Origin of the sequence: Clostridium sp. NSJ-145, assembly GCF_021044725.1 — a bacterium.
Taxonomy (GTDB): domain Bacteria; phylum Bacillota; class Clostridia; order Clostridiales; family Clostridiaceae; genus Clostridium; species Clostridium disporicum_B.
In genome coordinates, this window is the sequence record NZ_JAJNOS010000022.1 from 1 (window position 1) to 21,397 (window position 21,397).

The window sequence follows — 21,397 nt, forward strand, 5'->3', positions numbered from 1 at the left end:
ACCTCCTATTTGTCGTGTCAAAAAACTTGTTCATTTAGAAATAATTTCATATAAATATATGAATAAAAAATAAAAAGACCGTCTACTGAAATGATTTTAAAAATCATTTCAGAGACAGCCCCTTTCCACCTGAAAATCTACTGGACTTTCAATATAATATATTACTATTTCATATTACTTATTATTAGCAGCACTCTTACCTGCAATTCTACCAAATGTAAATATATCTGATAATGAGTTTCCACCTACTCTATTACCGCCATGAATTCCACCTGTAACTTCTCCAGCAGCATATAAACCCTCTATAACATTTCCTTCTTCATCAATAACTTCTATCTCTTTATCTTTTGAAACTCTAACTTATAATTTTGAAGCTTGATATTTTCTTCAAATTTAGTTTTCACTTCAGAGATTGAATTCCATTGAAGTATCTCATTACACTCCTTAAGTGAAAAGTCAAAACTTCTAAAAACCCTACATGCATTAAATTTTGAACTTTCATATACAAAAAAAGTGGAAAGCTAAAGCCTACCACTAAAATTATACTAATATTTTATAATGCAAAAACACTCTTGCTATATTTATTTAAATACTTTTAATCTCTATACTTAATGCTTTCTTTTTACACTCTTCAAGCCAATTTGATTTTTTATAATATATTAAAAATACAGTTGTACTTAAGAACCACGTAATAGGATATGCCCAGAATACTACTGCTATATCATTTATTAAATGTGTTGCAATTTGTATATATGAAACACGTATTACGCACCAACAAATCAGCATTGTTAACATAGGTATCTTTGACCTACCAGCCCCTCTTAAAACACCAGATACACAATGTGAAAATGATAATAAGAAGTAAAATAATGCATTTAGATGTGCTCTTTGTGCCCCTACAGCTATAACATCTGGATTATTTCCAAATATACTAATAAGATATGGAGCCAAGACAAATATAACTAGCCCAATTACTTCAGCGCAAATACAAGAAAATAAAATTCCAAATCTTGCTCCTTCTTTTACTCTATCAAAATTTTTAGCACCAATATTTTGACTTACAAATGTAGTAATTGCCATTGAGAATGCTGTAACTGGTATAAAAGCAAAGCCTTCTAATTTTATATATGCACCATTTCCAGCCATAACAACTGCACCAAATGAATTGACACTTGATTGAACAACTACATTAGCAAAAGCAATCACTGAATTTTGTATACCTGAAGGTAATCCTATATTTATCATACTTTTAAGAATACTTTTTTCTATACAAATACCTTTTATGGTTACTTTGTATGTGCTATCAATACGAGCTAATCTAAAAAAAGCTAAAAATGCACTTGTACCTTGTGATATTACTGTAGCTATTGCAGCTCCTATAACTCCCATATTAAAAAATCCTACAAATACTATATCCAAAATGACATTAATTATAGCGGATATAACAAGATAGTATAAAGGACGTTTGCTATCTCCTACAGCTTGAAAAATACCACAAGCTGTATTATACATAATAACAAAAATAATACCTGTAAAATATGTTCTTATATATATTGATGAATCTTGAAATACATTATCAGGAGTTCCCATAAGTCTTAGAATAGTCGGTGTTAATAAAGTGCCTATTATAGTAAGGATTGTACCGCTAATAAATCCAAATGATACTGCAGTTCCAACGGCTTTTTTAATCTTTTTCTCATCCTTTGCTCCAAAGTATCTAGAAATAATTACACCTGCTCCTGAAAACATTCCTCCAAAAAAACCTACAAGTAAAAATATTAATGCTCCAGTACTAGTAACTGCTGCTAAAGCATTTTGCCCAACATAATTCCCTACAACTATGGCATCTACAACATTATATAGCTGTTGGCATACTTGTCCTAAAAATATTGGAAGAGCGAACTTTAACATACCAATCTTTGCATTTCCTTCTGTCAAACTTATCTTTTCGTTTGTCATTTTTATACCATCCCCAAATTACTTATATTTCTATTTATTTTATCAATTGGAAATAATTATATAATTTGACACAGTATAAGTCAATAAGATACATTGGTTTCTAGAAAAGTGACAAGCAACTGCTTGCCACTGGAAATTTACTGGACCTTCAAGGTCTAGTTTTTATCTTTTTATATCAAAACGGTCTGCATTCATAACTTTATTCCAAGCATTTACGAAATCTTGCAAAAACTTTTCTTTATTATCATCACATGCATATACTTCAGCTATTGCACGAAGTTGCGAATTAGAACCAAAAATAAGATCAACTCTTGTTGCTGTCCATTTTACCTTTCCTGTCTCTCTATCACAACCTTCAAATCTTTGCTTATCTTCATCTATTGGTTTCCATACTGTATTCATATCAAGGAGATTTTGGAAGAAATCATTTGTAAGACATTCAGTTTTATTTGTAAATACACCATCTTTAGACTGCTTATAATTTATATTTAACACACGCATCCCACCAATTAATACTGTCATTTCAGGAGCAGTTAGTGTTAATAGTTGTGCACGGTCAATTAACATTTCTTCTGGTTTTGCTGAAATTTCACTTTTTATATAGTTTCTAAATCCGTCTGCTTTAGGTTCAAGTACGCTGAATGAATTTATATCTGTTTGATCTTGAGTTGCATCAGTACGGCCTGGAGTAAAAGGAACAATAATATCATATCCTGCATTTTTTGCAGCTTGTTCAATACCAGCACATCCAGCAAGTACAATAATATCTGCTAGAGAAACCTTCTTATTTCCAGATTGTGATTTATTAAACTTTACCTGGATTTCTTCTAATACATTTAGAACATTATTAAGCTCTTCTGGCTCATTTACTTCCCAATTTTTTTGTGGTTCAAGACGTATTCTTGCACCGTTTGCACCACCACGTTTATCTGAACCACGGAATGTTGATGCAGATTCCCAAGCTACTTTAACAAGCTCACATATAGATAATCCAGATGATAGAATCTTTTTCTTAAGATGTATGATATCCTTTTTATTAATCAATTTATGATTAACTACTGGCACAGGATCTTGCCAAATAAACCTTTCAGTTGGAACATCTGGTCCAAGATATCTTGATATTGGCCCCATATCTCTATGAGTTAATTTAAACCATGCACGTGCGAAAGCATCAGCAAATTTCTCTGGATTTTCTAAATAATCTAATGCTATTGCTTTATATTTAGGATCAGTAATAAGTGATAAATCTGCTGTAGTCATCATAGGTCTATGTTTCTTTAAAGGATCGTGTGCATCAACTACCATATCCTCTTCATCAACATTAATCGCTAACCATTGATATGCTCCTGCAGGACTTTTAACTAACTCCCATTTATATTTAAATAATGTTTTTAGATAACCCATATTCCACTGTGTAGGATTTGCTTTCCATGCACCTTCTATTCCACTACCTATAGTATATTCACCATTACCACTTCCATAACTATTCTTCCATCCTAGTCCTTGTTCCTCAATAGGTGCAGCCTCTGGTGCAGGACCAACATATGTAGCAGGACCTGCACCATGACACTTACCAAAGGTATGTCCCCCTGCTATAAGTGCAACAGTTTCCTCGTCATTCATAGCCATACGTGAGAAAGTTTCTCTAACATCTTTAGCTGATGCCATTGGATCTGGTTTTCCATTTGGCCCTTCCGGATTTACATAAATTAATCCCATTTGGACAGCCGCAAGTGGATTTTCTAATTCTCCATCACTTGACATTTTATTATCTCCAAGCCATTTTTTTGCACTTCCCCAATAAATCTCTTCTTGTGGCTCCCATACATCTTCACGTCCACCACCAAAACCTATCAGTTTTATTCCCATAGATTCAAATGCACAGTTACCTGCCAATATCATAAGATCCGCCCAAGATATTTTATTTCCATATTTCTTTTTAATAGGCCAAAGTAAACGACGTGCTTTATCTAGATTAACGTTATCTGGCCAGCTATTAAGAGGTGCAAAACGTTGTGTTCCTTTACCAGCACCACCTCTACCATCTCCAATCCTATATGTTCCTGCACTATGCCATGCCATACGAATAAATAATGGGCCATAGTGACCGTAATCAGCAGGCCACCAGTCTTGAGAATCTGTCATTAACTTATACAAATCATTTTTTATCTCTTTAAGGTCTAGTTTTTTGAATTCTTCAGCATAGTCAAAACATTTAGACATTGGATTACTTAAATCTGAATTTTGATGAAGAATTTGAAGATTTAATTGGTCTGGCCACCAATCTTTTGTTGTATATCCTTCACCAGACATATCTTTACTACTCCTTCCTGTCACTGGACATTTGCTTTCTGTCATACATTATCCTCCTTATATTTAATTTAACAAATTAATGCCGTTACTGTATTATATTCATAATTTAACTAATTATTTTAATTAATACGTAATATTAATGTTATGATTAAAAGCTTTTATTTCTCTAACCCAAAATACAACTTGAAAATAAAAATGCCCCAAAGGCTTATATTTTTACAAACCTTTGGGGTAATTTAACATTTATTTTATTTTAAACTTACCATCTACATTTATTACTTTAATACCTAAAGCACTTAGTAATTTTTCCATACTCTTTACTTGATTAACATATTTAATATTATTCTTTGCAACTAACTTTCCTACCATCTCTTTTATAGCTATTTTGTCATCACCAGTAAGATATATTTCCCTCTTTATATAGCCTCTATTAATATACGTAATAGTAGTCCATATCTGCTCATCTGTTATATTATTTATATTCATAAGAACTCTTGTAAATCCCTTACCTCTCATCTTCGCTGGATATGCTAGCTTAAAGTATTTGATAAATCCATGTTCTTTTTTAGGATCTTTATCACTTACAAATTTACCTAACTGAGCCTTTAAAGCATTCATTAAGAACATTATAGTATTTGGTTTTACTGAATCATTCATTTTATCTATACTGTTGTATATAAGATTGTATGTTTCTTGAACCTTTTCTGGATTAACTTCAGGATCTCTTAAAAATTTTACTATTTCTATATATTCCAATACAGTTTTCTTACTTTCTAACTTTTTACCATAAGCTCTTTCTAAAAGTTCTACTGCACTTAATTCATTAATTTCATTTATGCTTAATTCCATTATAAAATTACTCCTTTTTTTCTTTAGTCAATACATTATATCACTTACTCTTATCTAATGCATTATTTAACTTTTCCAAAGCTTCTTCATTATCATTTTTAGCAAAATTTATCACACAATAATTTGTATGATCTTTTAGTAATATCTTTCTACTAATTTATATCCATTGCATCTAGCTTTAAATCTTCTGTAAATACAAAGATAAATCTTACATTTTTCTCAAGATATTCCGTCTTAACAGCAGTTACTGGATTTCCATCTTTTTCTCTTACTTCATAATTTAATATTTTTTTAAAAGCTCCTACCTGTTCGCTAATGCCTGTCCATATACTTTCTAATGTTCCTTCAGAAATGGTTTCTTTTAAAGCATCTGTACTCATATCATAAACTGCCTCATAATTATTATGATTCAAATTATTTATTATTTGTTCTGATACTCCCTTTATTTCTTCCTCATTATACTTATCACTAAGCTTCTCGGTACCACAACTTATTAATAAGCTTAAACATAAAACTAATGACATCACCTTTATAAGCTTTTTCATAATAAATCTCCCCTTTTGTATATTAAATTTTATCATAAGCTATATGATATATTTTCAATTATACATTAAATAAAATTTTGTATGAAGAAATTACTAATAAATTAATACTTTTTATAATTTCATACTTTTTAACTAGTTATTACCTTATGGAAAATATTTGAATACATATTATATAATATAGTTTACATAATTAGATTTTAGTCTATAATAAAGTAAGTAGTTAAAAGTATTATTTTGTGGACAAATAAAAAATTAATAAAATATAGATATTATGAGGTGTAAAAATGAAACCGATATATAAAAATATAGGAAACTCTTATGAAGTAAAAGATAATGTTGTTTACATTACAATTCTAAAAAAAGACGGAACAGAACTTATTACAAAAATAGATGAGGATGATTTAGCTTTAATAAATGATATGGGAACTTGGTTTGCAGAATGGAATAAAGATTATAACAATTATATAGCTCAAAATATAAGTAAAACTAAGAAAAATAGCAAAAATAAGCCTTTAAAGCAAAGCATAGCAAGCGTACTGTTAAAGGTTAGTCCAAAGGCACCTATAAAATATTTAAATGGTGACACTTTAGATAATAGAAGATGTAATTTAGATATAGCTAAAAAGAATAGTGGTAATGAATACGAAGAAAAAGACGAAAATACTATTTCTATAATATTAAAGGATAAACTTGATAAAAAAGAAGGCTATGCATTAATATCTAAAGAAGACTTAGCTTTAGTAATAAACGATACTTATAGTTGGGTTCTTCATAAAACTCATGGTAATGTTTCAGTTGTTGCAAATACTCCTGAAGGTAGACTTCCTCTTTGGAAGGTTATTATGAAACCTCAAGAAAATCAATATATAGAATTTAAGAATCATAATCCGCTAGATAATAGAAGATCTAATTTGATACTTAAAAATCATGAAGAAGAAAATCAATAAAATAAACAAAAGGTTCTAAATATAAGCATTTAGAACCTTTTGTTTATTTTATTAGGTTATTTTTTATTATTTATAAAACATCCTATAAAAACTTGTTTTTGTTTGCTAACAGTAACTGATATTTAAAATTTAGTAGAATCTTACTAGAATAAATCAAGATTCTACTTTTATAATAATTCAATTGTTTCTCTTGAGTCTATTTTTACAGTTTTTCCATCAACACTAATCCATACGTCTAAAGCACTTGGATTGTAAACTCTTGACTTATTTCCAGAAAACTTAAGCGACCTAACAGCAGTTATATAATCATAAACTTCTATATTTGTTGCGTACCAAATATCTTCTTTATTACTGACCTTCTCAGCAAACTCTTCAATAAGCTCCCAATTATTATCAACTTCAAATTCATAACTATGTCCCCAAATATAAAATAAATCTAACTCACCATCTTCTTTTTCTAAGAATCTCTTTGTTATTTCCATTAATCTTGGATTAGCATGTCTGCAAGTTGAATGCCATTCTAGAAAATCATTTGGCAATGTAAAATCCTCATTTTCAACAACAGTTCTTGAATAGTCAACTCCGCATGTTCTAATAATATCTTTAACCTTTGAGTTATATGTTCCAAAAGGATAAGACATTCCTCTAATTACTCCTCCATAAATTCTTTCTAAGTTAATTTTATCTTCTAAAACTTCTTTAAGAATCTCATTTTCATTTAATTTCTCTAAATGTGGATGTGTTAAAGTATGAATTGCTATCTCATGTTCTTTATAAAGATCTTTATTTTCCACTAAATTTATTCTTGTTACATCTATACCTTTATTTATCCAAGTAGTTCCTGGCTTAATACCTGAATTAACATTAAATGTGGCCTTTAATTTATATCTATTAAGTATTTTTACTAATTTCTCATCAAATTGAACACCATCATCATAGCTTATTGTTAAAGCTTTACTTTTACCATGCTGATATAAAAATCTTGTTTTTCTCATATTATTCTCCTCATATATATCTATCTTTAATTAAATTATATCAAAATATATTTAAAGTAAAAAAGCTTTTGTATCTTCCTCAACCGATTCCCTATTACAATAATTAATACCCATTGGTAGTTGAGTTAAAAATACCATTAGCACAAGAGTTTATAGACTATAATCTAAATTAATTGTTAATATATTATTAATTAAATTGCGAACGATTGTTATATAATGTAAAATGTTAAGATGTAAACTGAAACAATATTAGTATTAAAAGGAGAGTATGTCATGTTATATCTTGTTTATATTTTAGCAGGAATTGGGGCAGGTGTTGTAACAGGACTTGCTGGTCTTTCTGCAGCAGTAGTTATTACCCCTTTGCTTGTTAGTGTATGTGGATGGCAGAGTTATGATGCTGTAACAGTAGCACTTTCAGCAGATGTGCTTGCTAGTCTATTGACAGCGTACACTTATTATAAAAATAGAAATATTGATTTAAAGAATGGAATGCTTGTTACAATAACAGCTTTTATAGGATCTATCATTGGTAGCTATAGCGGATATCTTTTCTCACAGTCACAACCCGATGGCCTAGGCTATATTTCTATGGCAACTACAATTTTTCTTGGGATAAAGTTTTTAGTAAAACCTATTGAAAAAGGTCATGATGCAAAATCTGGAATAAATCAAATAAGTAAGAAAAAGATCCTACAAGCAATGTTTTTGGGATGTGGTATAGGTTGGATTTGTGGATTTACTGGAAGTGGCGGAGGAATTTTAATGCTTACAGTATTTACATTACTCCTTGGGTATAATTTAAAAGTTGCTGTAGGGACAAGCACTATGATTATGACTCTTATTGCTTTAACCGGTGCAATAAGTCATATCTCTATGGGAGCTATACTACAACCTATTCCTATGTTATTAGTTACAATCTTTTGTCTTATTGGTGCATATGTTAGTGCAAAATTTGCAAATAAGTGTGAGATTAAAAAATTAAATAGAATTGTAGGTACATGTCTTGGAATTCTTGGAATAGTAACTATTTTAATAAAATTAATATAATAAGTATTTTTATTAATAAAATCATTAAACTTTATACTTTATATCAAAAGGAGCATCATATAACACGAAGCTCCTTATCTTTTTTATATTTTAATAAATGTAATAATAAATACCAATCCAATGCAGAATTGCACCTATCATCACAAAAAAGTGCCATATAAAATGTGAATACTTTTTATCTTTTGTAAATGGAATCATTCCAACAGTATATACAACCCCACCAATTAAAATCATCCACATAAGTGGTCTATTATTATGAAACCAGTCTGGCAAGAACACTAATCCACTCCATCCAATTATAAAATATAAAGAAAAATGTAACCATTTAAATCTTCCTGGTCCAAAAACGCTAATCATCACTATCCCTAAAACAATTAAGGCCCATTGTATAGAGAAAATAATTATTCCAAGGGTATTCCCCCAATACACTAGGTACAACGGTGCGAATGTTCCTCCAATTAAAAGATAAATAGAACAATAATCAAACCTTCTCCATAAGCGTTTTACCTTAGACCCACTTTTAAAAGCATGATATAAGGTACTCATAATCATTAATAGAAATAAACTTATCCCATAAAAACAAGATGCCATCACCTTAAGACCTGTATCTGATTTTAATAGAAGTAGAATAAATCCCGCTATTGCAAGCCCTGCTCCTATACCATGGACAACTGCATTACCAACCTCTTCTAAAATCGTAAGCTTTGGAGGTTCATTTAACGCTTTAATTTGTTTCTTTCTCTTTTCCTTTTCTTGCTTCATATCTATATTCCTCTCCTAATTTAACTTTATATAATTTATAGATACTATACTAAATATTAAATATAATTGTTTTTATAAATAAATTATACATAATTAAAAACTATATATAAACATTTTTTACCATCAAATTATTTCCTTACTTAATTTACCCTATATTTATCTTTCATCGTATTTATCTATTTCATTCCTAAATTTTGTTTTGCTTGTTATTGTGTAAAATGATCAGTTTGGTTTGTTTTTTTATATTTAATCATCATTTACGAGTATTTTATTTAAAAGTAATATTGTTAATTATTTAAGTAAAGACTTTATGATAAAAGGATGTGTTTAAACACATCCTTTTTGTTACAATTAATTTTGTATTAAATTATAGGTGCCATGAGGATTTTACCTGTTCCTCGATACACATTTACAAAACCTTCGCCTGAAACTGCTGATCCTACTAAGCTTTTACTTGACTTTTCTACTCTAAAATCTAAAGATTTTGACCATGCAATAGCAAAGTTACCATCAATTCTTACTTCATCATTTTCTAATATAAATTCTATAAGTTCATCTCTTGGCACTGGACTTTCAAGAATTGCAATACCGTCTCCTTCAAGACATAAATTAAATAAACCTTCATTTCCTAACATTGCTGAAGATAAATTAGTTCTTGCAACTACCTTCTGTTTTATTCTTGATTCACAAGCAAGAAAAAGTCCATCATCTAGAACTAATCCATTCCACTCAGAAACATCTTCAAGAAGAATATGTTTATATGTAGGCTCTAACATTAGTAATCCAGTTCCTTCATATTTAGGTTTAATGGCTGATTCCTTTGTAACCTTTGAAGAAATTGCTTTTCCAAAAAAATCTCCAATCCCTTTAACATCCGCTGCCATTTTCACATTCCCAGAAGTCCATTGCATTGCCCCAGCACTAATTGTATATGCATTGCCATTTAATTCAATTAATACTTGTCTTCTTCTTACGTTCATCTCTGATGCATAATATGCAGCCATAGCATTTGCAGTGTTAACACTTAAATCTTTTTTATATTCAAGTACTTTAACACCACCCTTTGATGCTATAACATCTATATTTTTATTATCATATAAATTATTACATTTCACCATAAGTCCTACCTCCATTTAATAAAATCATATAAATATTATACCATAAGAAAAAAACTTAGATAATTTTTATGCATATACTCTACAAAAGTAATAATCCACTCTTTTCATTACCTTTAAATCCATTTAAATACATATACTATTACTTTATTTTGTAGTTTCATAAAATTGATTATATCTTCGTCTGATATTTCAACAACCATTTTCTTTAATTTCATAATTTATCTCCTTTGTGATTGTAGTATTTATACAACTTTTATTAATACTCAGTTTGGTTTATGTTTTTTTATTTTATCATCATTTACGAGTATTTTATTTAAAAGTAATATTGTTCAATTATACTTGTAACTCTTTAATAACTAAACTATTTAATGCCGTAACTATAACTGTCAACCCCTTAGTTCATATGCACATATAACTCTCATACTATTTTAGAATTGCTAATAAAAAACACCGCTTATTCCCTTTTTGAATAATACAGTGTTTTCATTTATATATACTTAAATTCTCTTATTTGTAAAGTGTTAAAGTATTTTATGTCTAAGATTAATTATTCTTATAAACCATAGTATATTCAAGTTCATTTGTTTCTTCATTAATCTTACTACCTAATGCTTTGAAGTTATTTTTATAATAAAAATTTAATGCATTTTCATTTTTAGCATAAACATTCAATGAAAGTTCTTTATATTTGGATTTGCTATACTCTATCAATTTATGCCCTATTCCTTCTCTTTGATATTCATTCTTTATAAAAATTCCAGCAATATATCCATCCTCAATAATACCTATAAATCCTTTTATAATATTATCTTCTTCAAACACATAAATATTTGCATCTGGTAATAAACTCTTAACTAATTCATAATTATTATTCCAATACTCTTTTGATATAAAACTATGGGCATCTTCATTAACTTCAAGCCAAATTTTCATCACTTCATCTAATTGATTTATATTAAATTCTTTTATCATATTCTTCTCTCCATTTTTTAATATTAAAAGCTGTTTTTTATTACTCAATTTATAATTTTATATTTTAATTAATAATACTAAATACACTTCTCTTCAAGTTCTTCTTCAATTTTACTTATTACCTCTATATTTGAACGTTTATACAACATATATCCTATTATTATAGCTAATCCTTCAGCTATTGGAAAGCCTAACCATACTAATGGTAGCACTTCTGTTAATGATAATAAAAATACTATTGGCATCAATAATATAATTTGCCTTGCTAAAGATAAGTACATACTATACTTTGCTAATCCTAACCCTTGGAAGAATGATGATAAGACTATACTTATTCCTCCAAGTGGAATTGTTACGCTTAATATTCTAATAGCAGTTATTCCAATTGATTGCATTTCTTCAGTTGGATTAAACATATTTAGTATTAATGCTGGGATAATATTTAGTATTATCATTCCTATAGTTCCAACTACTATACTAAATATCACACTAAACTTTATTGCTTCTTTTACTCTACTTCTTTTTTTAGCACCATAATTATAGGCAACTACTGGTATAACTCCAAGTCCCATCCCATGAGGCATAATTAGTATCATATTCAATACTTTTAATACAACTCCATATATTGCAACTGCTGTAGTACTAAATGATATCAAAATCATATTTACACCCATTGTCACCACTGATACAAAACCTTGCATAAAGGCTGTTGGTATCCCTGTTTTCAACATTTCAATAAAGGTATGCCAATCTGGTATTATACTAAACTTCATATCTAACTCTTTGTTGAATTTGTAGTTAAAGTATAATGCTAAAAATGCTGAAAATGTTTGTCCAAATACTGTTGCAACTGCTGCACCCTTAACTCCTAATGCTGGAATACCTAAGGCAGATAGTCCAAATATGAACACTGGATCTAGAATTATATTTATAATTGCTCCTGATGATAAAGTAATCATAAATAATTTTGTCTTCCCTGTTGAAATTAAAAGTCTTTCAAGAACCCACTGAAACATTACTCCAAAGGCTAAAAACATTACTGTATTTAAATACTCTGTTCCTTGTCTTATAATTTCTGCATCATTAGTCTGTGAATTAAAATACGGTTCTACTATTATAAGCCTTGATGTAACAATAACTATATATGATGCTAATGCTAAAAATAAAGCTGTTCTTATTGCCTTTTTAACTTTATCATCATTCTTCTCACCTAGAGCCTTTGATAATACTGCATTTAACCCTATTGCATTACCACTTCCAAATGCAGCCATCATCATCATTATAGGTGCAGATAATGAAACTGCACTTAAGGCACTTTCTCCTAAACTTGATACATACATACTGTCTATTAGATTATAAAGATTGCTTATTAATAAACTAATCATTAATGGCAAACTCATTTTTATAAGTAGCTTTCTAATCTCTTCTGTTCCCATTTTATTTTCCATTATTTTTCCCCTTTATAATTATTTTTTCAACTGAAAATTTTCTCTCTCCTATGTTACTACTTAAAGTTAACTTTAAGTCAATATAAATTTCAATTATTTCCTTAAAATGAATAATTAAATTCTTGTTTAATCATTTTAAATATTTACTATTTTATTAAAATCACTAATAAATAAAAAAAGAAACCAAGCAAATTGTAATATTGACATTCTCAAAAAAGTCTATACACTCTTCTACTTGATTTCTTCAACTTTATATTTATTTTAAATACTCTTCAGAGATAGTTACATTAAAGTCTTTAGCTAATTCTCTAAAATTATTTGAAGTTATAGTTTGTCTCTTTCCACCCATAGATAATACTTTTACAAGTATTTCAGCTGATTTTTCTACTGTATCCATAAGACCAAAAGTTAAATCTAAATCTTCTCCTGAACAGAATACCCCATGATGAGCCCAAAGAACTATGTCATGTTTCTTCATTAATTTACTTGTTGCTTCTGCTATTTCTGCTCCTCCTGGAACCATCCAAGGAACAACGCCTACTCCTGTAGGGAATACAACTGGACACTCTGTTGCCATTTCCCATAGCTCTCTTGTAAATACTGCTCCATCTAATGGTAGTACAAATGTTAACGCTATTAAGTTAGTTGCATGTGAATGCATTATTACTCTATGCTTTCCACCTGTTACATCAAATTTAATTGAATGACTCATAAGATGTGATGGTAATTCACTTGTTGGCTTAGCTCCATTTATTAAGCCCCAAACTATCTTATATTTTTCACCTGTTTCATCTATTTTAATTATTCCGATATTTGATTCTAAATCCACTGATATATTTCTTATAAACTTTCCACTTCCAGTTACTAAAAAATACTCATTAGCTAAGTTAGGTACTTTTACACCTATTCTATTCCATCCATTATTGTATTTAATTGATAGGGATATTTCCTTAATATCTTCTGGTGTTAATCTATAAGTAATATTTCCACCATTTCTTTCATGCCATCCTTTTTCCCAAGCATCCTCAGTTATCTTCATAAAGTTTTTAATAAAATTTACGTTATTTAATCTCATAGTTACTCCTACTTTCTACGTTTTCACATCAATTTTGAGCTATATTTATACCTTAAATTATTTATATACTAGTTTCTCTTTGATAAAACTTTCTCTTCATATTCTTTAACTTCTTTTAACCAAGTTTCACCTACTGGTACATTATTCTTTTCACAGTAATAATTCCAAACATCTCCTATTGGATAAGTTTTAAATTCTTCCATTAAAGCTAATCTTTCTGTGAAGTTTCCTTCATCTTGAAGCTTTCTTAATACTTCATTTGGTGTTAACATTGCATTTAATAATGCTTTAATCATATTTCTTGTTCCAATAGTCCATGCTGCTATTCTGTTAATGCTTGCATCAAAGAAATCTAATCCAATAATAACTCTATCTAAAGCATCATTTCTTACTATTTCTTTTGCGATTTCCTTTAATTCATCATCATAAATTACAACGTGATCACTGTCCCATCTAACTGGTCTACTTACATGTAATGCAACCTTTTCATCAAATAATAACATTGCTGATAATTTATCTGAAACTACTTCTGTTGGATGATAATGTCCTGTATCCATTAATGAAAGAATTCCATTTTCAGCTGCAAATTTTAAATAAAATTCATTAGAACCTACAGTATAGCTTTCTGCACCAATTCCAAATACCTTTGATTCTACACAGTCTAAGTTATAGTTTTTATCAGTTTCAACTGCATATATTTGTTCTAAAGAATCCTTAAGTCTTGCTCTTGGCCCTAATCTATCTGCAGGAATATCCTTATATCCATCTGGAATCCAAAGATTTGTTAAGCAAGTTTGTCCTAATTCTTTACCAAAGTATTCTCCAATTTTCCTTGATGCAATAGAATGTCTTATCCAGAAATCTCTTATTTCTTTATCTGGGTGAGATAATGTTAATCCATCTGAAGCTTTAGGATGAGAGAATATTGTTGGATTAAAATCTAATCCTAATCCTCTTTCTTTTGCCCAGTTTACCCAATTTGCAAAGTGTTCTGGCTTTATTTGGTCTCTTTCAACAACTTCTCCATTGCTTTCTAAGTAAATAGCGTGAAGATTTACCTTATGATTACCAGGAATTAAGCTTAATGCTTTATCTAAATCTGCTCTTAACTCTTCAGCATTTCTTGCAGCTCCTGGATAATTACCATTACATTGAATTCCTCCTGATAATGCATTTTGAACTACTTTAAATCCCTTTACATCATCACCTTGCCAACAATGTATCGATACCTTTACTTTATTAAGCTCTTCTAAAACCTTGTCTACATCTATTCCCCATTTTTCATATTGCTCTTTTGCTAATTCATATTTTTCCTTAACATTCATATTAAATCTCTCCTTTATTTGGTTTAAATATATTTATCTCAAATGATTCTTTAATTACATTTCTAGCTTGTCCTAAATCTTCTAGAATTCCAGCACTTATTAATTGAGCTGCAAGATTTCCTATTGCTGTTGCTTCTATTGGTCCTGCTAACACTTCTTTGCCAGTAGCATTTGCAACTAATTGATTTAATAAATTATTTTGGCAGCCACCACCAAATATATTTATTCTTTCAAAGCTCTTTTCAAATATTTCTTCTAAGTTTCCTACTGCTTTTTTATAACTATAAGCTAAGCTGTTAAATACACAATAAGCAATTTCCCCAACTAATTCTGGTACTCTTTGCCCTGTTTCCATACAGTAAAGCTTTATTTCATCTATCATATTATTTGGATTTAAAAATCTATCATGATCTACATCTATAATAGAAGGAAAATCTTTATGCTTATTTGCTTCTTGGACTAACTCACTAAAAGAGTATTTATGATATAAATTTCTTTTTACCTCTTGTATAACCCAAAGACCCATTATATTTTTTAAAAATCTAAATCTATAATCAATTCCCCCTTCGTTCGTAAAGTTATAATCCATAGCTTGAGGTACACATATTGGGAACCTATTTTCCACACCAATTAATGACCACGTACCAGAACTTACATATATACTATCTGAATCATTACAAACTGAAGAAATAAAGGCTGATCCTGTATCATGAGTAGCTGGAAGTATAACTTCCATGTCAAAGCCGAACTCTTCTACTAATTCATCTCTTAAATTACCTAAGCTTGTTTTAGGCATTTTTATCTCTCCAAAGATTTCTTTATTTATTCCATACTCTTTTAAGATATTTTCATCTCATACTCTATCAAAAGAGTTTACTAGCTGAGTTGAAGTTGCATTTGTATACTCGTTTACCTTCTGCCCAGTTAACAATAAATTAAGATAATCTGGTATCATCAAAAATGCTTTTGCATTATCAAGAATCTCTGGCTTTTTATCTTTAATTGCAAGTAATTGATATAATGTATTAAACCTTTGAAATTGTATCCCTGTGTGTAAATACAACATATCCTTTGGAATAACTTCAAAAGCTTTCTCCATAATCCCTTCTGTTCTATCATCCCTGTAAGATACTGTATTTCCTAAAACCTCATCATTTTGATCTAACAAAACAAAATCTACTGCCCATGTATCTATTCCTATTGTTTTAGGTATCTTTCCAACTTCCTTACACTTTTTGATACCATTTTTTATTTCCTTAAATAACGCTTTAAGATTCCAACAATATTCATCATCAATTTTATGAATACCATTATCGAATCTATATATCTCTTCTAATTGAAGCTTGCCATCTTTTAAACTTCCAAGTATATGTCTCCCACTAGAATCCCCTATATCAATAGCTAAATGATAACTCATAACTCTCCCCCTTTAATTAATCCTATTTGTTTAACAGTTAATATAGCTCTCAGCTATACTCTTCTGTTTTATGTATATAAGCTTATCTAACCTTTGACTTAAACTTATAGTTTCTAAGCTCAATAATCCATTTCTTTCTATAGTTTCATGTAACAACTCTTTCATAGCTCTTATAAGAACTCTAAGTATCTTCATCCCTTTACCTCTCATATGCTATTTATTATCTTAAGTATACAAAAAAACAACCTTGGTCTTAATAACCAAAGTTGCCTAATTTATTAACCTTATTTGCATTTTTAAATATCATAACTTTTAAATTCATTTGGTGTGCATCCATATTTTTCTTTAAATATCTTATAGAAATATGTAAGATTTTCATAACCTACTGAAGTAATGACTTCTACTATTGGTAACTCTGTATCACTTAATAGTTTCTTAGCTATATCAAGCCTTTTTTCTTGAAGCAATTCCTTAAATGTCATATCTGTATGTTTTTTTATAAGCTTACTTATTTTATAATTAGGCTGATTTAACCTTTCAGAAACTTCTGTTAAAGTGGCTTTAGCATAATTATTATCTATATACTTAAATACATCAATAACCATAAGGCTATCATAATTATCTTCTGAATACATTTCAATTTTATCTGGTGTCTTTATTAATTCAACTATTAATAAGCCTACCAATAGTTTAATGCTTGTACTACTTATCATACTAGGTTCATATATCTCTATAATTATTTTCTCTAATATTTCTTGAATATATCTTTCATCGTTAACTTTAAAATAGAGATATTCACCTTTATTGTTATTCATATATATTGACTTTAATAAAAAGCTAAAAATAGTATTTTCCTCATTAGATAAAGATAGTAAAAAATCAAAAAATTCAGGCTTAATAATAAAATTAATTATTATATCATCTTTTGAACTTTCCTTAATTTTATGTGTTATATCTTTATTTAAAAATATTATTTCTCCTTCTTTTAGATTTATCTCTTTATTATAAATAACTTCTGTTAGTTTTCCTTTATATACGTAATTAAACTCAATGTAATTATGTTTATGTTCTGGAAATTCTACAAATCTAGTATGTTTTCTAATATTTATAAGTTGATCCTTTGCTAATATCTTATTGCTATCAATAATAAACTGGCTCTCATCTGTATAGATGCTCTTATCAACATCAGCCTCTCCTTCTAATATCTGTTTTTCCTCTTCTGTCAATTCAAATAACTTCTTTAATATATCTTCTCTCATAAAATTCTATATCCTTAAATTTTCTTTATTTAATTATAACTATTATATTAAAATACTTACCTGTTATCAATGTAATTTACTTATTATAATTTCACTTAAATGATATTAGAGCTGATACATTACTGTACCAGCTCTAAATAATTTATAATTTAATTTTAATATCTAATTGTTAAATATTAACTCCCCTGTTTCAACGTCTCTACTATATCTTTTAAAGAAGTTCCACATGTACTCTGCCTCTGGTTTGTAGTTCCAGTGTGCTAAATCTTTAATCGCTGCTAACTCCATAACTACACCATTTTCATTAGATAATGTACCTGTATACATTTCTTTATCGCCTAGTGTTGTCCACTTTTGGTCATCTAATGCAATGCCGTAATATTCATTAGCACTCATATCCATTTCGCTTACTTCTAATCCATTTACCTTTTGATACGCTTGAAGTGAGCTGAATATATGGACATTTTCATCTTCATCCCATACCTGATTTCCAAATAAGAACGCTGTTCCATACTCACTGCTTCCATCTACAGGTATCATTTGGAAGAAATCGTGATCTCCACATAAATATAGTAATGGAATTTCTCCAGCAGTATAATTGTTAGCTATTTCTATTACTTCATTAGCAAATACATTAACTCCAGAAACAACACCTACTCCTGCAAATATATTACTATACTTCATTCCTAATAAAAATGATTCAGCCCCTCCAATTGAAAGTCCTATCACATAAATTCTAGATGGATCTATTTGAGGATATTTTACTTTTAAATCCTCTACTAAATTCATAACTCCATCTCCACCTAAACCATCACATTTGAAAAAGTTAACTTCTTTTTCTTGCCATTCTGGTGATACAACAATAAAGTTTTCCTTTGCAGCTAACTCTGGCCAGCCTGTCGAATCTCCTTGTAATCTTGGATCATTTTGATTTCCATGTAAAGATACAACTAAAGGCACCGTATTTTCCTTACTTGATGCAACTGTATTAGGTACGTATTCAAACCATGTATACTTTCCATCCATACCTGTTATATTTTGATCAATCTCTTGATTATAAGTTATTCCTAACTCTTCAAATATAGGAGCTTCTATTAAATCATAATTTTCTGTAGCAGATCTTGCACTAAGCATATAAAATTCTGCAATATCATTATGTTGTCTATAATTTCTTGATAATACACTTTCCCATGCATTATTAAATGCTTCTTTTAATGTTTCTTCCTTAGAAGCAACAACAACCTTTTGTAGTGGCTTATCTTCATTTTCATATAAAACATAATTATCTTTTTCACTCTTCTTTGTAGCATCATTTATATTTTGATAAAACTCTACTGCAACATCACATGTATTACTTGCATAGACAGGTACTACATCATTTTTTTCTAATCCATCATCCATTTGACCACCATAAATCATCATTCCAGCGATAAAATAGCATGATTGTGAAATATAGTTATTTACAAATGTAGCTCCATCATCTATCCCAATTACTTTTACATTATTAATTGCTCCTCCGACTAAATCAATAAATGCTTCTTTATCCTTGTCATCATATACTTCACCACTTAAAGGACTAATAACATATACTTCTCCAGCCCATTCTCTAACATTTTCAAGTAACCCTAAATCAGCAATTAACTTATTAGCATCTTCTTCAGACTTATTACCAGCAAATATATAATATTTGGGAGTTAATACATCGCTTCTTATTGATGTATATCCATCTACAAGTGCATTATACATGTAATAAGAATAACCTTCTGTAACTTCACTATTGGTTAAAGTTAATATATTTTCTACTGGTTCTTCACTAACTTCATCTGTAACAGTATTGGTAACATTATCACTTGTACTTTCTTTATTTGAGCTAGCACATCCTGTTATAGAAAAGATATAAAATACTGTAACTAACGTTGATATATATCTAATAAAATTTCTTTTCATATTATTCTCCTACCCTAAACTTTTTACCATATAATTATTATCTATTTACTCATTTCCATTTCTCTTTTTTGTTCTTCTACATAAATTTGTTTATCTGCAATCTTTACGAAAGGTAACCAAATGAGTGTTGCTACAACTAATAATACAATTTGTAAAATAGAACCTGAAATACTTCCAGTAACTAGATATCCACTTATTATTGGTGGAGTTGTCCAAGGTAATTGTGCTAATCCTGTTGGAATAGGTACTAATTTAAATGCTAGTGCTGCATATGCTATTAGTGATGATACTGCTGGTGTTATTACTAGTGGTATAAAGTATATTGGGTTTAACATTAGTGGTACCCCAAATAAAACTGGTTCACCTATATTAAAGCAGTATGGTACAAGACCAACTTTTCCAACTTCTTTGTATTGCTTACTTTTTGCTACTATAACCATTGCAATTACACATCCAACAACACCTATACTTGCAAAAGCTGTTCTAAAGCTTGAACCTATAATATTTACTGGTGCTTCACCTGCAATAGATGCTACTCTATTGGCATCTTCTAACATAGTCCAGATAGGATTCATAGCTCCAGATGAAACTATTGATCCACCATGAATACCAAAGAACCATAAGAACTGCTCGAATAATAATGCAAAAACAAATCCACCTAAACTTCCACCTAATAATAATAAAGGTTTTCCAATAATTAAATTAATAGTAGTAAATAAATCTGAATTAAGTGCTACATCAAAAATAACTCTTACAATCCAGAAAACTAAGATTGTAACAAATGCTGGTACTAAAGAAGCAAATGGCTTTGCAACTGCAGGTGGTACCGCATCTGGCATCTTTATAACTATTCCCTTTTGTTCCATTCTTCTATATATCTCTACAGAAACCATTGCAACTATAAATGCAACGAACATAGCTTGTGCTCCTACTTTAACCATAGGAATTGCAGTTCCAGCATCACCTGAAATATAAGGTGTAACTACTAAAAATGCTGCTAATGCTGTTAATGATGCTTGTAGCTTGTCAACATTATATGACTTAGCTAAGCTGTACGCAGTGGCAAATAACACGAAGAAACCTGCAACATCATTAGTGGAATTTGTTACATATACAAGCTTTCCTACCCAAGCTCCTCCATCATTAAATAAATTAGTCATAAATTCTGAATACCCCGGAATAGGTAAAAATTCTATTATCAAGAATATTGATGAAATAATTGTAAATGGAAGATATGCTAACATACCATCTCTTAATGCAGTTAAATGTCTTTGTCTACTAAACTTATCAGCTACTGGAAGTAACTTACTCTCTATAAAATTTCCGAATCCCCCAACTTTTTCTTTCATATTAAATTCTCCTCTCATACTTTTGACTTCAATACTTTTATCAAAACTTTCTCTCTTTAATATCTAC

17 protein-coding genes and 2 pseudogenes are annotated in these 21,397 nt (G+C 29.4%); 2 read left to right on the forward strand and 17 right to left on the reverse strand.

Annotated elements, in window-relative coordinates:
* Positions 1-174 precede the first annotated feature (174 nt).
* The 5 genes and pseudogenes from LQE93_RS15220 to LQE93_RS15240 form a co-directional block, all read right to left on the reverse strand.
* A pseudogene (locus LQE93_RS15220) lies at positions 175-333 on the reverse strand (FAD-binding protein); the annotation flags it as partial.
* A gap of 252 nt (positions 334-585) precedes the next feature.
* Positions 586-1,959 (reverse strand): MATE family efflux transporter, encoded by a 1,374-nt coding sequence (locus LQE93_RS15225; protein ID WP_231074306.1) that lies wholly within the window; start codon positions 1,957-1,959, stop codon positions 586-588.
* A 162-nt stretch (positions 1,960-2,121) separates the two neighbouring features.
* Positions 2,122-4,317 (reverse strand): catalase/peroxidase HPI, encoded by a 2,196-nt coding sequence (gene katG, locus LQE93_RS15230; RefSeq protein WP_055266902.1) that lies wholly within the window; start codon positions 4,315-4,317, stop codon positions 2,122-2,124.
* 198 nt (positions 4,318-4,515) lie between these two features.
* On the reverse strand, positions 4,516-5,121 hold the full coding sequence (locus tag LQE93_RS15235) for a hypothetical protein (protein WP_055266900.1): 606 nt from the start codon (positions 5,119-5,121) through the stop codon (positions 4,516-4,518).
* Positions 5,122-5,273: 152 nt separating this feature from the next.
* Positions 5,274-5,666: a DUF3887 domain-containing protein gene (locus tag LQE93_RS15240; protein ID WP_231074309.1), complete on the reverse strand. Its 393-nt coding sequence runs from the start codon at positions 5,664-5,666 to the stop codon at positions 5,274-5,276.
* Positions 5,667-5,950: 284 nt separating this feature from the next.
* Here LQE93_RS15240 and LQE93_RS15245 point away from each other — a divergent pair, with 284 nt between their 5' ends.
* Entirely contained in the window at positions 5,951-6,613 is a 663-nt protein-coding gene (locus LQE93_RS15245) for a hypothetical protein (RefSeq protein WP_055266896.1), read from the forward strand.
* A gap of 167 nt (positions 6,614-6,780) precedes the next feature.
* On the opposite strand, the gene LQE93_RS15250 is transcribed toward LQE93_RS15245, so the two are convergent.
* Positions 6,781-7,608, reverse strand: coding sequence for a polysaccharide deacetylase family protein (locus LQE93_RS15250; protein ID WP_186838802.1), 828 nt, complete (start codon positions 7,606-7,608; stop codon positions 6,781-6,783).
* 273 nt (positions 7,609-7,881) lie between these two features.
* Between LQE93_RS15250 and LQE93_RS15255 the strand changes: the two genes are divergently transcribed.
* Positions 7,882-8,658, forward strand: coding sequence for a sulfite exporter TauE/SafE family protein (locus LQE93_RS15255; RefSeq protein ID WP_231074311.1), 777 nt, complete (start codon positions 7,882-7,884; stop codon positions 8,656-8,658).
* A gap of 90 nt (positions 8,659-8,748) precedes the next feature.
* Here LQE93_RS15255 and trhA read toward each other — a convergent pair whose 3' ends face one another.
* From trhA to LQE93_RS15310, 11 genes and pseudogenes are all read right to left on the reverse strand, one after another.
* A complete protein-coding gene (gene trhA, locus LQE93_RS15260; RefSeq protein ID WP_055266888.1) occupies positions 8,749-9,420 on the reverse strand; it encodes a PAQR family membrane homeostasis protein TrhA in 672 nt (223 codons plus the stop codon).
* A gap of 362 nt (positions 9,421-9,782) precedes the next feature.
* Positions 9,783-10,538: an AIM24 family protein gene (locus LQE93_RS15265; protein ID WP_055266878.1), complete on the reverse strand. Its 756-nt coding sequence runs from the start codon at positions 10,536-10,538 to the stop codon at positions 9,783-9,785.
* 543 nt (positions 10,539-11,081) lie between these two features.
* On the reverse strand, positions 11,082-11,510 hold the full coding sequence (locus tag LQE93_RS15270; RefSeq protein ID WP_186838804.1) for an N-acetyltransferase: 429 nt from the start codon (positions 11,508-11,510) through the stop codon (positions 11,082-11,084).
* A gap of 77 nt (positions 11,511-11,587) precedes the next feature.
* Entirely contained in the window at positions 11,588-12,958 is a 1,371-nt protein-coding gene (locus LQE93_RS15275) for an MATE family efflux transporter (RefSeq protein WP_231074312.1), read from the reverse strand.
* Between the two features lie 256 nt (positions 12,959-13,214).
* Entirely contained in the window at positions 13,215-14,033 is an 819-nt protein-coding gene (gene rhaD / locus LQE93_RS15280) for a rhamnulose-1-phosphate aldolase (protein WP_186838806.1), read from the reverse strand.
* A gap of 68 nt (positions 14,034-14,101) precedes the next feature.
* Entirely contained in the window at positions 14,102-15,358 is a 1,257-nt protein-coding gene (rhaA, locus tag LQE93_RS15285; protein ID WP_231074314.1) for an L-rhamnose isomerase, read from the reverse strand.
* A gap of 1 nt (position 15,359) precedes the next feature.
* Positions 15,360-16,775, reverse strand: a pseudogene (gene rhaB / locus LQE93_RS15290) (rhamnulokinase).
* Positions 16,776-16,805: 30 nt separating this feature from the next.
* Positions 16,806-16,970 carry an aspartyl-phosphate phosphatase Spo0E family protein gene (locus tag LQE93_RS15295; RefSeq protein WP_148315771.1) on the reverse strand — a complete coding sequence of 55 codons (165 nt, stop codon included), beginning with the start codon at positions 16,968-16,970 and terminating at the stop codon, positions 16,806-16,808.
* 101 nt (positions 16,971-17,071) lie between these two features.
* Positions 17,072-18,034 carry an AraC family transcriptional regulator gene (locus LQE93_RS15300; RefSeq protein WP_186838809.1) on the reverse strand — a complete coding sequence of 321 codons (963 nt, stop codon included), beginning with the start codon at positions 18,032-18,034 and terminating at the stop codon, positions 17,072-17,074.
* A 162-nt stretch (positions 18,035-18,196) separates the two neighbouring features.
* Positions 18,197-19,981, reverse strand: a complete 1,785-nt coding sequence (locus tag LQE93_RS15305; RefSeq protein WP_231074316.1) for an alpha/beta hydrolase family esterase — start codon at positions 19,979-19,981, stop codon at positions 18,197-18,199.
* Between the two features lie 41 nt (positions 19,982-20,022).
* Positions 20,023-21,330 (reverse strand): PTS sugar transporter subunit IIC, encoded by a 1,308-nt coding sequence (locus tag LQE93_RS15310; RefSeq protein WP_231074318.1) that lies wholly within the window; start codon positions 21,328-21,330, stop codon positions 20,023-20,025.
* Positions 21,331-21,397 lie beyond the last annotated feature (67 nt).